General features: G+C 38.2%; 12 protein-coding genes. 6 read left to right on the top strand and 6 right to left on the bottom strand.

Annotated features, from left to right (window positions below; translation table 11 throughout):
- Nucleotides 1–12 precede the first annotated feature (12 nt).
- From ACUN24_RS01790 to pdxA, 3 genes are all read right to left on the bottom strand, one after another.
- Nucleotides 13–588, bottom strand: a complete 576-nt coding sequence (locus ACUN24_RS01790; protein WP_445560989.1) for a hypothetical protein — start codon at nt 586–588, stop codon at nt 13–15.
- 9 nt (nt 589–597) lie between these two features.
- A complete protein-coding gene (locus tag ACUN24_RS01785; protein ID WP_445560988.1) occupies nt 598–1,821 on the bottom strand; it encodes an MFS transporter in 1,224 nt (407 codons plus the stop codon).
- A 339-nt stretch (nt 1,822–2,160) separates the two neighbouring features.
- The gene (gene pdxA, locus ACUN24_RS01780) at nt 2,161–3,240 is read right to left on the bottom strand and encodes a 4-hydroxythreonine-4-phosphate dehydrogenase PdxA (protein WP_445560987.1); all 1,080 of its coding nucleotides are present in this window, start codon (nt 3,238–3,240) and stop codon (nt 2,161–2,163) included.
- A gap of 173 nt (nt 3,241–3,413) precedes the next feature.
- Here pdxA and rsmA point away from each other — a divergent pair, with 173 nt between their 5' ends.
- Together rsmA and ACUN24_RS01770 are read left to right on the top strand one after the other, a co-directional pair.
- Nucleotides 3,414–4,199 (top strand): 16S rRNA (adenine(1518)-N(6)/adenine(1519)-N(6))-dimethyltransferase RsmA, encoded by a 786-nt coding sequence (gene rsmA, locus ACUN24_RS01775; protein WP_445560986.1) that lies wholly within the window; start codon nt 3,414–3,416, stop codon nt 4,197–4,199.
- 194 nt (nt 4,200–4,393) lie between these two features.
- Entirely contained in the window at nt 4,394–4,993 is a 600-nt protein-coding gene (locus ACUN24_RS01770; protein WP_445560985.1) for a thioredoxin family protein, read from the top strand.
- 132 nt (nt 4,994–5,125) lie between these two features.
- Here ACUN24_RS01770 and ACUN24_RS01765 read toward each other — a convergent pair whose 3' ends face one another.
- Nucleotides 5,126–5,407 carry an ATP-dependent Clp protease adaptor ClpS gene (locus ACUN24_RS01765; protein WP_029274160.1) on the bottom strand — a complete coding sequence of 94 codons (282 nt, stop codon included), beginning with the start codon at nt 5,405–5,407 and terminating at the stop codon, nt 5,126–5,128.
- Nucleotides 5,408–5,560: 153 nt separating this feature from the next.
- Here ACUN24_RS01765 and ACUN24_RS01760 point away from each other — a divergent pair, with 153 nt between their 5' ends.
- The gene (locus ACUN24_RS01760) at nt 5,561–6,607 is read left to right on the top strand and encodes a 3-oxoacyl-ACP synthase III family protein (RefSeq protein ID WP_445560984.1); all 1,047 of its coding nucleotides are present in this window, start codon (nt 5,561–5,563) and stop codon (nt 6,605–6,607) included.
- Between the two features lie 175 nt (nt 6,608–6,782).
- Here ACUN24_RS01760 and ACUN24_RS01755 read toward each other — a convergent pair whose 3' ends face one another.
- Together ACUN24_RS01755 and ACUN24_RS01750 are read right to left on the bottom strand one after the other, a co-directional pair.
- Nucleotides 6,783–9,233, bottom strand: coding sequence for a hypothetical protein (locus tag ACUN24_RS01755; RefSeq protein ID WP_445560983.1), 2,451 nt, complete (start codon nt 9,231–9,233; stop codon nt 6,783–6,785).
- Nucleotides 9,199–10,224, bottom strand: a complete 1,026-nt coding sequence (locus tag ACUN24_RS01750; protein WP_445560982.1) for a hypothetical protein — start codon at nt 10,222–10,224, stop codon at nt 9,199–9,201. The genes ACUN24_RS01755 and ACUN24_RS01750 overlap by 35 nt, the downstream gene beginning before the upstream one ends.
- Before the next feature lie 29 nt (nt 10,225–10,253).
- Between ACUN24_RS01750 and dtd the strand changes: the two genes are divergently transcribed.
- The 3 genes from dtd to ACUN24_RS01735 all read left to right on the top strand — a co-directional run bounded on the left by dtd (nt 10,254) and on the right by ACUN24_RS01735 (nt 12,649).
- Entirely contained in the window at nt 10,254–10,706 is a 453-nt protein-coding gene (dtd, locus tag ACUN24_RS01745; protein WP_445560981.1) for a D-aminoacyl-tRNA deacylase, read from the top strand.
- An 85-nt stretch (nt 10,707–10,791) separates the two neighbouring features.
- Nucleotides 10,792–12,333 (top strand): glycosyltransferase family 39 protein, encoded by a 1,542-nt coding sequence (locus ACUN24_RS01740; protein WP_445560980.1) that lies wholly within the window; start codon nt 10,792–10,794, stop codon nt 12,331–12,333.
- Nucleotides 12,323–12,649: a nucleotide pyrophosphohydrolase gene (locus ACUN24_RS01735; protein ID WP_445560979.1), complete on the top strand. Its 327-nt coding sequence runs from the start codon at nt 12,323–12,325 to the stop codon at nt 12,647–12,649. The genes ACUN24_RS01740 and ACUN24_RS01735 overlap by 11 nt, the downstream gene beginning before the upstream one ends.
- Nucleotides 12,650–12,655: the final 6 nt, after the last annotated feature.

Here is a 12,655-nt window from a genome sequence, read left to right as displayed (position 1 = left end):
ATCTATATTCTTTTATCCGTAATTAAACCAAACTGTATTGGCACCATTGGCTTTTGCATATTCTAAGAATTTTCTAAAATTTCTTAAATCCTGACCAAAATTATTACCAATATATCCTTCTCCTTTATCAAGATCAAAGTCGGTAAAATAATATTCATAGCCCAAAGTATCGTTACCATAACTATTTAATTTCTCGCTTAGGTTACAAAATTGTGAAAGCTTTTCGATCATCGTCTTTATAGTTTCCAAAACGAGATCTATGTTTCCATTAAGTTTTTCTTTACTTGAAGCGATTTGCTCAAAAACCACTTGTTTTTCTTTTTCAGTTTCAGCAACAGATAATCTGTAATCTATATACTCTTCGTTCCAGTATTGTTCCATATCGTAAAGAGCTGAAATGTCTATTTTGATCATTCGACTTATTTGATCAAGCTCAGTTTCCCCGCTAATAACGTTTTCCCTCAACATTAGGTTACAAAAAGTTCTGCTTAAGCTATGTTGATTGAAATAATCGGTATGGCTGTATGAGTTTTGTAGAGAGAATAATTCTTCCTGATTATCGGTAATTAGATGAATGTCAAGTCCCATAAGCAGCTTTTATTTCAATTTTCTGCAATATAAGAGATTTTGGAAATTGTGCCTAATTCGTTTTTTACCTACTAAAGCAACCAATCCCAAAACAGGTCCAATAGCCAATACCATATAAAGATATTGAACATTTAGCTGTTTTGATAATAAGTTGACTGCCTGGATACTAATAATCGTAATCGCAAAGCCAATACAATTGACCAGCGTTAATGAAGTTCCCCTTAAACTTTCTGGCGCATTTTTAGCAATTAAGGAAGAAAATAGTGGCGAATCGGCTGTGCTGGATAAACCCCAGCAGAATAAAAATATAAGAAAAGAATAGACTGAGCCGCTGAATAGGAAAAGAGGCGAGAGCAGGCAGCATAACCCCGAAATGGAAAGGGCAATGGTGGCAACTCGTTTTGCACCAAATTTTTGTGAGAGCAAACCGCCAATCATGCAGGATAAACCTCCTGATGCGATAATTAAGAACGAAAACAGCGGGATATTTAAAGTTGTATGAGCATGTTTAGTATTGTAAAGCAACAGTATGCCTGGTAAAAAAGCCCAAAAGGTATACAGTTCCCACATGTGCCCGAAATAGCCGAAAGCGGCAGACCGAAAACCTGGATTTTTAAAGCCATTGAAACAAGAACGGAAATCAAACTTTTGTCCGGCAGTTCTAAATGGGCCGTTTGGCACAAACCATAAAATAGCAATTGCTCCAGTTAGAGATAAACACGAAGTAGCAAAGATTACATATTGCCAGGCAAAATTTGCTGTAAATGTTTTTAATAAATGAGGGAAAGCAGTACCCAAAACCAAAGCACCAACTAAAAAACCTAAGGATTTTCCTAGTCCGTCTTTAAAATAATCGGATGCTATTTTCATGCCAACGGGGTAAATTCCAGCTAGCATAAAACCAGTTAAAAAGCGAAAGAGCAGTAATAAATGCACATCTGGTAGTTCTAAACAGATGCCAAGATTAAACAAGGCAGCTGCAATTCCACAGATAAAGAACACTTTTGAGGGTGAAAAAATATCAGAAATGGCAAAAAAGGCAAATACTAAAGTTCCGCTTATAAAACCGAACTGCACCATACTGGTGAGGTTGGCCAAAAGGTTGGTTTCGGTTGGGAAGTTTTTAACAATGTCGGGTAATACCGCATTGCCAGCAAACCACAAAGATGTACAGAGAAACTGCGCAATAACAATTGTAGGGAGAATGGAATTGGTTTTTTTAGTGCCGCTCATTTTTAATTTGATGCACAATTTTAACTAAAATAAACCTGATTGGACGAAAAGCCCCAATTCTTCATTGGGCTTGTAGGAAAAGCAGGACTTTCGGAACCGATGTAACACAAGACCTTGCTTTGCAAAAAAAGTGATTGTAAAAAAAAATGTTGACCACCTAAGCCACGTTAGTGCATCTGAGTTTAATGTATCTTTGGTCTTTCAGCTTTAGTCTTTCTACTCCTTTTAAGTCCGGGGTCGGGTGTCCGAAGTCGGCAGACATGGTTATTATATCCTAACGTTTATTTGCTTTGGTCTTTCAGCTAACCTTCAACCTTTCTACCCTCAACCTTCTACTCCTTAAGAAGCATCATCTTTAATATCGAACTGGGTTTCTACAACCTTTCCGCCTGAACGCAACTGGTTAGCTAACATTTCTTCCTGCTCCCGACGGTTTTTTACAATGTGGATGGCTGAAAACAAAGCCTCTGTAAATGAAGTGGAATCCGCTAAATCTTTACCTGCAATATCGTAGCCTGTTCCATGATCGGGAGAGGTACGCACGAAGTTCAAACCAGCGGTATAGTTTACACCATTGTGAAAAGCTAACGTTTTAAAAGGAATTAAACCCTGATCGTGGTACATGGCTAAAACGGCATCGAACTGTTTGTAGCTGCCATTGCCGAAAAAGCCATCAGCAGGGTATGGTCCAAAACAAACAATACCTTTATCGTAGGCTTCCTGAATGGCTGGTGTAATAATCTCAGCTTCCTCAGCGCCTAATAAACCATTGTCGCTAGCGTGTGGATTTAAACCCAGAACGGCGATTTTTGGTTTTTCTATCCAGAAATCTTTTTTCAGACTTTCGTTAATCAGCTTTAATTTACTGATGATTTTCTCTTTTGTAATCGAGGTTGGAACATCTTTTACAGGAATGTGGCCAGTAACTACACCCACGCGTAAATTTTCGCTGATCAAAAACATCAGCACATCTTTACTTCCGCTTTTTTCCTGAAGATATTCTGTATGTCCCGGAAAAGCAAAAGTTTCTGATTGAATGTTGTGTTTATTGATTGGCGCAGTAACCAAGGCATCGATATCGCCATTTACCAGATCGGCTGTTGCGCGTTCAAGAGATAAAAGGGCATATTTTCCGCCTGTACCCGTAACCTGACCCAATTCGATTTTTACATCTTCTTCCCAGCAATTAATCATGTTTGCCTTTTTTGGCTGTGCCTGGTTGGCATGGTTCACTACATTAAAACTGAAATCGCCCAGATTATTCGCCTTTCTGTGAAAAGATGAAACCTTGGTATGGCCATAAACAATTGGAGTGCAATAATTTAAAATAGCAGGGTTGGATAATGTTTTAATGATTACCTCTAAACCTATACCGTTTACGTCGCCTATACTGATGCCAATTTTAAGTTTATCGCTCATAATTACTGGAAAATTTTAGCGCAAATTACTGATTTTCGTTTAAACCCTTTAAAAAAAATGAAACCTCAAAGAACAGAGATTGATTCGCAAAGAAATAATAAGTCTATCTTTGCGTCTGTAGCGCCGAATCTTAGCACCCCTTTGCGGTTAAAATATTCGATTAATTTTAAGGTATGAGTTTAGTAAAAGCGAAAAAACATTTAGGACAACATTTTTTAACCGATAAAGGCATTGCCAACCGCATTGTAGAGGCTTTGGTAAATACCAATAAATACAATCAGGTTTTAGAGGTAGGGCCGGGAATGGGAATCTTATCTGATTTTTTGCTGCAGCGTACAGATCTGGAAACCTATCTTATCGATATTGATACCGAATCTTTCCATTTTTTAAATGAAAAATACCCTCAGCTTGGCGATCGGTTGATTAATGGCGATTTTCTGAAACTTGATTTCGATGCTATTTTTCCTGGCCAGTTCGCCATTATCGGTAACTTTCCATATAATATCTCATCACAGATTTTATTTAAAATATTAGATAACCGCCACAAGGTTGTTGAAATGGTTGGGATGTTTCAAAAAGAAGTTGCCCAACGCTGTGCAGCACCTGCAGGTAACAAAGAGTATGGGATTTTAAGTGTGTTTCTTCAGGCCTATTATAAAATCGAATACCTGTTTACGGTTAAACCGGGTACATTTAATCCACCACCCAAAGTACACTCTGCAGTAATCCGTTTAACCAGAAATGAAGTGGAGACTTTAGATTGCGATGAAAAATTATTCTGGCGTGTGGTTAAGGCAGGTTTCAACCAACGGAGAAAAACTTTGCGTAATGCTGTTTCTGCTGTGATGCCTAAAGATAAAATGGACGATCATATCTACTTCGAGAAACGTGCCGAGCAGTTAGCCGTGGCAGATTTTGTGGCCTTAACGCAGCATGTGAGTAAGTTGATGGAGGCTTAGCAATTTTTTTGTCATGCTGAGGCACGAAGCATCTGTTTCATCGGATGCAGATGCTTCGTACCTCAGCATGACAGGAGTGAAAAAATATCACTGTAATCCTAAAATTTGTGTAATTATCCGCGAAGCGATTCTTGCAAATCCGTGATTATTTTGATTGATTTTCTCCTTTCCTTTGCGACATAATTTTAAATATCATGGTTAATTACAGCGAAATTTTCAGCGAACAAGGAATGGATTATCAAACCTATCGTGCATTGATTGATCAACTTCTGTTGGAGGGAAAAGCTACAGGTGATGTAACTTACGATTTGCACTATACTAAAATGAATGTGCAAAGAATGAGTCGCGTGGATAAAACAGTTAGCTTAACCGATGAGTTGACTTCAACCATTGATCATCTCAAAGAAAATTATAAATTTTTAGTGATTACCGAAGGCTGGTGTGGAGATGCTGCCCAGATTGTTCCGGTGTTCAATAAAATCGCGACTGCTTCATTAGGTAAAATTGATCTGAAATTTGTTCTTCGAGATAAAAACCTTCCATTGATAGATGCGCATTTAACCAACGGTGGGAGAGCAATCCCGGTTTTAATTGTGTTAAATGAATCAGCAGACCAGGTTTTAGCGACCTGGGGTCCACGACCACAAATTTTGCAGGAGCTTTTAAAAGAGTGGAGAAAAGAAAGCACTGAAATGCCAATTTTGGCAGAAAAACTTCATGGCTGGTACGCTAAAGATAAAACGCAGACCACACAGGCTGGGTTAAATGAGGTTTTAAAAAGATTAGAGAGTTAATTTTACAGAATAAGTCGTCATCTCGACTGTAGCGAAGCGAAATGGAGAGATCTGCCTAGATAGATTTCTCGACTGCGTTGCACTCCGCTCGAAATGACGTTGTTGCGAGGATTGTTCGCAAAAGAAGTAGCCTTAATCAACAGAAACAGTTAAGCCTTCCTGCTGTAAAATTTTGCGATAAACTTCCATTTCGGTAAATGAGCCTTCTAAAACCGGACATTTCCCATCATTATGCACTTTCCATGCAATTTTTTCGGCCTGCGATTCGTTATAATCCAGGTATTTCATCATGCAGTAAATCACATGATCAAAAGTGTTGATATCATCATTCCACAAAATAAGGCGATGTACGGTTTTTAGGGAAGTTAAAATTTCTTCGAGCGTAAAGGTCTCTTCTTTGGTTTCTGTAGACATGGTGCAAAAATAAACAATAATTTAGAAGATTTGAGATATTAGATTTGAGATATTAGATTTTAGAATATTGCAATGAAATCTCACGTCTCAAATCGCACCTCTCATATCTTTTTTAATTAACTAACTTTGTTTAACCAAAATATAAATAATAGCATGCACCAGTCTAAAATAGCCGGAATAGGTTACTACGTTCCGAAAAATGTATATACCAACGATGATTTAAGCCGTTTTATGGATACCAACGATGCGTGGATCCAGGAGCGTACCGGTATTAAAGAGCGCCGTTTTGCAGATCGTAACGAGGAAACCACTACTACAATGGGTATTGAGGCCGCCAAAATCTCAATCGAAAGGGCAGGAATTACCGCTGAGGATGTCGATTTTATTGTTTTTGCTACGTTAAGTCCGGACTATTATTTTCCTGGCTGTGGTGTATTGTTGCAGCGTGAAATGGGAATGGGCGAGATCGGAGCTTTAGATATCCGCAACCAATGTTCGGGCTTTGTTTATGCCCTTTCTGTGGCTGATCAGTTTGTAAAAACCGGCATGTATAAAAATGTTTTGGTAGTGGGAAGCGAAAAACACTCATTTGCGATGGATTTCGAAACCAGGAGTCGTAATGTATCGGTAATTTTTGGCGATGGTGCTGGCGCAGTGGTGTTACAGCCTACGGACGAGCCGGGAAAAGGAATTTTAAGTACACATTTACATAGTGATGGTGCCGATGCCGAAATTTTGGCCATGTATTATCCAGGTTCTCATGCCAATAAATGGTTGAAAGATAAGCCTGCCTATCCCGAACAGGAATTGGGCGGTTTGTTTATGACACAGGAAATTTTGGATAGCGGAGCCGCTTTGCCTTACATGGATGGCCCCTCAGTTTTCAAAAAGGCAGTGGTAAAATTCCCAGAAGTGATTAAAGAGGCTTTGGCAGCTAATCATTTAACCGAGAAGGATATTGATCTATTGGTGCCACATCAGGCAAACCTGCGTATCAGCCAGTACGTGCAGCAGTTGCTGGGGCTAAGTGATGATCAGGTTTTTAATAATATCCAGAAATATGGCAATACCACAGCGGCTTCCGTACCGATTGCTTTATGCGAAGCCTGGGAAGCGGGTAAAATTAAAGATGGCGATCTGGTTTGCCTCGCTGCATTTGGTTCGGGCTTTACCTGGGCCAGTGCGCTGATTAGGTGGTAACCATAGGTTCGTCATTTCGAGCGAAGTGCAAGGAAGCCGAGAAATCTATTAAAATAGATAAGTGTTGTGCTGCAAAGTTTCACTGTTTTAGGTTTTTTACCATTAAGGAGTTAAGGTCATTAAGGTTTTATCGCATGGTTCTTAACTACCTGAACTTCTTAATGGTCAAACGTGCTTATTGAGTTTTTGGCATAATAAAATCTCCTAAATAACTGCATTCTCCTGCTGCAACAGCATAAAAAGGCGTTTTTGCATAATTAAATCTTAATTCTTTTAGGTAAGGGTTGTTGTAATTTGCCTTGATAAAGTTTCTCCATTTTACATCCTTTTTATCGTAATAATAAAATGAAAGCGGGTTTGCATTCATGATGATTTGTTTTTGCAAACATTTTGCCAGCATAAAGGTGCATTTTGCTTTAAAATCGACATTGGTACTTAGTGCCCTGGCCTTTAAATACCATGCTTTTGCAGTCTGTGCTTTTTTGTAATCGCCATCGTACACATATTTCGCTGGGTTGCTGTTGTCGTAAGACGACCAATCGTAACTGATTAAAAACCAACTGTTGCCAAAGTAACCAGTTTGGTAAACGGCATTAGCCATTTTATAATAGTAAAGCGCAGCATTCTTTTTATCGCTAATTGTTAATTTCTGCAAGCGAAGCATTTCTGCAGCAAAAGCCTTTTTGGTAATAGATGCTTTGGCTGTTACATATTTTTTAGGGAAATCGTTAATGGTCTCAATAAAAGGATTGGCATATAATTTAGTATTGGCTTCATCTGCATACCAATTATCTGGATTAAAATATTTGTAGCCTGCTGAAACTTTTGCAAACATTTGTACTGCTTTATCATATTGATGCGTACGCAGATAAGTTGTACCATAAAGCTCATAAAAATCATCGTTTTTAAGCTGGTTTAAAGCCGAAGCCAATAAACCGGTAACATCGTTGCCTGTGGACTTGGTTTTATAAACAGCTAAGCCCTGCATACTTTTCGGACTTAAGTTTTTCTGCCAAAAAGCGATGCTCTGGTAGCTCATATTCTGGAAAAGAGAGTTCTCTTTCAGGGTTTTAAATGTTAGATCACCTTTAACCATTGCTAGTGCTGCTTTTGCCGTATCGCCCATATTCAAATAAGCTGGTGCCAGTATTTGTTGGTAGAAATTCCTGGTCGTTCTGCTAAAGCGCTTTTCAGCCTGATCGCTATCATAATACTGTCCGTTTGACTGACTTTTGTTTTCTGCGAAACGTTTTTCATCCAGCCATTTTAAAGTAGGCAATAGGTCATTTTCATTAAAAGGATTGCCTTTTTTGATGTTTTTAGCCTTAATTAATAAATCGGTAATGCGATATTGGTCGCGCAATCTTTCTGGTAATTTATCAGGTTTTAATAGCGCAAGGTAATTTGAAGCCATGAAATCTTTATTCTCCATCCACGATAAGTAGGCAGCTGTTAATGTACCCAATTCCGGCTGTGGATATTTCTTCTCTGTGGACAGTTTTACGGCAAAATTCCTGATTTCATTTAGGTATTTTAGATTAACCGTTTTTAAACTGTCCTTATATTTAGGATTGCCGTTATCCGAAAAGTAATAGTTATAACCAATTTTGGCAATGTCATTTGCTTCAATAAGATCTTGCTCTAACTTATTTACTTCGCGTACCAGTAATGTTCCGTTCAGCTGGCTTTTCGGTTCGTATTGATAAACTTTATTCAAACTTTCTATTCCCGAATCGGCATTTCCGAATCCGTTTATGGCCCAGATATTGGCTTTTTCGTTATTGGTTTTGGCATATTTTAAAGCACCTTGAACAGGCGAACTTGTATAGTAATAATTTTTATAAGCCTGTATTCTCCGCTCAGGATTGCTGGCAAAAACTTTGGAGAATAAAAAGGCAGATTCATCCGGATTGCCCAACCTGCGAATCGATCCGGCATATAATGCCAATGCCCAACCCTTAATTGCACTGTTTACCTTACTGGTTTTAATATACGTTTCGTAAGTTGATTTGCTCTCCGTATGCAGACCTGCAAAATGAAACATACGTTCAGACTGGTAAGCATAACGTAATTTCAGAAAATCGTCTTTTGCAGCTTCGGTTAATTTTAAAGCTTCTTTGGCTTTTGATTCCATTGATGTGGTATCGCGTGGTTTTGAATCCCAAAGGTTGAAATTTACATTGGCTAAAGGTTCGCAACTCTTGGCGAAAAGGTAATACTTTAAGGGTTCCTTGCGCTTGCTTAACGCTTGAATAAAACTGTTCTGTTGTAAACTATCAGGTAGTTGTGAAATGTTGCCGTCAAAATTTACCAGCTTTACATCAGTAGCACTATCTGTTTTATACATTACCTTTAATACATCCTCTTTTTTAACATTAAGGTATTTAGCCCATTCGCGGCTATTGATATCTGGCTCACTTTCTATGTCCGTTTCGCTATTCAGGTAAGCCATCTGATTGTAGGCAAAAGGTGAATATTCATCACCATCAACATTGTTGTGAAAATAAGTGACATAATAATCGTAAGGATCTATTTCACCACCACAGGCAAGATTTACGGCAATTTCGCCGAAAAAGGTAATCAGGAATACACTAAAAACTAGCGATAACTTTTTGAAGGTCTTCATTGGTAAAATGTTTTAAAAGGTCGGTGTCTAAATGGTAGAAAACGAGATTCCGGTCTCTTGGAGCCAAATATCGGGATAAAAATTTGGAGGTAGCAAGTAAATCTTTAGCGGAAACCTGTTCCCATCTTACCACATCTCCTTTTTTCAGCCCGGCGGCAGGATAATCAGTCAGTAAATCGTATAGAATGGAATTTTCGCGCTGTTTAAAAAGCTTCTTATCATCGATCTGAGTTTTGCTGATCCGCTTAGAAATACCTGCATATTGTCCGTTCCTGAATACCACCGCCCATTCAAAAAGAGGTAAGGCAACATCAAGTGGCAAGGGGTATTGTTCAAGGTAATCTTTGAGGTATAGATCCATTTCATGCTGGTCCAATATCGAATTTTGATCACCGTATTTACGCAGGTTACCCATGTTGTAACACATTAAAATAGCCTTTTCTACTGGCGGCACACCGCTTGATACAATATTTTTAACCTGATGCAAGCGTAGGGTTACCGAAATGGTCTTTCCCTTTAAAAGCGGATTTGCCTTTAATTGTTCGAGAAATTTAAAATACCTGTTTCTGGTGCCCTTGGTCCAATCGCAATCAATCTGAAGTTCACGATAGCTTGGCTTTCCGGCCTGTTTTACCTTTGCAGCTACAAATTTGGCAATTCGATCGGCCATTACGATAGTTTGCATGGTGTCAATCTTATTAAAAACCTGGTTAACAATAAATACTACAGGTATAATATCGGTTTCTTTAGGTATAGGATCCGAAAATTTAATAGGTGAAACAGGTACGGGAAGTTGCAGATCGGGATTAAAATCTACATCCATGATCCGTACATACAAAGATTTTGATTTAAACTGATTGAGATAAGCAGTTTCTACTTTCTTGTCCTGGTAATCTGTTTTCCAGTAATAAAAAGTAGGGTTAACAACTGTTTTTTGTTTGCAGCCAAAGAAGAGAAATATAAAAATCACTAAAATACTTATCTTGCGCATATCAATTTTGTTAGCAAAAGTACTATAAAATGCGGGCAGTTTTACAAAGAGTTACACAAGCAAGTTGCACCGTTAATGGTGAGATTACAGGAGCAATTGAAACTGGATTTTTAGTGTTATTGGGGATTGAGGATGCCGATACAGCGGAAGATCTGGATTGGTTAGCACAGAAAATTATCGGCATGCGTGTTTTTGGTGATGAAAATGGCATGATGAACAAAGCACTTGCCGACGTGAGCGGAGATATTTTACTAATTAGTCAGTTTACATTATTCGCCTCGACCAAAAAAGGGAACCGTCCAGGTTTTACAAGGGCCGCGCGACCAGATGTAGCCATTCCGCTATATGAGAAAATGATCGAAAAACTATCGGCTTTATTGGGTAAAAAAGTAAAAACGGGAATTTTTGGTGCCGATATGAAAATAGCTTTGTTGAATGATGGTCCGGTTACGATATTGATTGATACTAAAGATAAGGAATAATTTTGAACATTATGGCGTAACTTATTAAGCCTTGAATGGTCAAAAAACAATATTAATTATTCCAAAACTTTTAACCTAAGCTAATATGAAGGATAAAAACCTAAGCCGTTTAACTGAATATGGTTGTCTGGTATTTTTTTTAGGGCTAAAACTAATTTTATCTTTTGTATTGGTTAATTCGGTTTACGAATTACAACGTGATGAATTCCTGCATTTAGATCAGGCGAATCACCTGGCTGCAGGTTTTACCTCAGTTCCGCCTTTAACCTCGCTTTTTTCATGGCTGATTAAAGCTTTTGGCAACGGTGTTTTTATGGTAAAGCTAGTGCCTGCATTAATAGGAGCCACAACCATATTGTATTGCTGGAAAATTGTCGATTTTTTAAAAGGGAATTTATTGGCCAAATGTTTGGTTGCCGTAGCCTGTATATGTTCTTCTCTGCTTAGGCTAAATACCCTTTACCAGCCCAACTCTTTCGATGTTTTATCCTGGACAGCCGTATTTTATTATTTACTGAAATATTTCGATAAAAAAGAAGCAAAATATCTGTATGCTTTTGCTGTTTTTGTGGCTTTGGGATTTTTAAACAAGTATAATGTTCTTTTTCTGATAATTGGTTTGTTACCAGCTATAGTTATTTCCTCAAATCGAAAAATATTTGCTGATAAACACCTTTACCTATCAGTTTTACTGGCGCTTTTAATTATTTTTCCCAATATAATCTGGCAGATTAACCATCACTTCCCCGTGTTAACCCACATGAAACTTTTGCGGGCCACGCAATTGGTGCATGTAAACCGGATCGATTTTTTTATCGGGCAGTTTCTCTTTTTTATCAGTTCAATTTTTATCCTTCTGGCGGGGATCGGAAGTTTGATTTTTTATAAAGATTTCAGGAAATACAGCTGGATTATTTCGACCTACATCATTACCCTAATCGTATTTAGCTATTTTAAAGCAAAAGATTATTATGCCCTGGGTTTATACCCGGTTTTATTGGCTTTTGGTGCTGTTTATTTAAGTCGGGTTTTAGCGAAGAAACCTATACTTACGGGCTTGCTTTTCGCTTTTAATATAGGCACGTTTATTTACCTGTTACCGCTTTTGATGCCGGTTTATAGCCCTGACGAAATTATTGCACACCATAAAAGGTTCGAGCGGGTAGGGGCATTGCGCTGGGAAGATGGAAAAAATCACGACCTGCCGCAGGATTATGCGGATATGCAGGGCTGGAAAGAATTGGCCGCACTTGTTGATATTGCTTACAGAAAGGTTAAAGATAAATCTACTCTGTTGATACGTGCCGATAATTATGGACAGGCCGGTGCAATCAATTATTATTCAAAATATAAAAACATCAATGCGGTATCGTACAATGCCGATTACCTGTATTGGTTTAAAATGGATAAGCCGGTTAAAGATTTAATTTTAATAGAATGGGTTGGTGATGAAGATCCTCAAAGGAAGAGAGAGCAACCATTATTTGATAAAATCACTAAAATTGGCGAATTGAAAAATCCTTATGCCAGAGAAAAAGGTGCGGCAGTTTTTTTACTGGAAGGCGCAAAAAAAGAAGTTACAGGTATCATAAAATCAGAAATAGAAGAAGAAAAAAATGACTATTAACGAAGCACAGGAAACAGTAGACCGTTGGATTAATACCACAGGGATCCGTTATTTTAATGAATTAACCAACACCGCCATTTTAATGGAAGAAGTTGGGGAGGTTGCACGGATTATGGCCCGTAAATACGGCGAACAGTCGTTTAAAAAGAGTGATGAAGCCGTAAACCTGGCCGATGAAATGGCTGATGTAATGTTTGTATTAATCTGTTTAGCCAATCAGACCGGTATAAACTTAACCGATGCTTTAGAGAAGAACCTGGAGAAAAAGAGTATTCGAGATGCGGATAGGCATAAGAATAACGAGAAGCTTAAATAAGTCCGG

This window comes from Pedobacter sp. WC2501, assembly GCF_052682415.1.
This window is presented reverse-complemented; position numbering and strand designations above follow the sequence as displayed.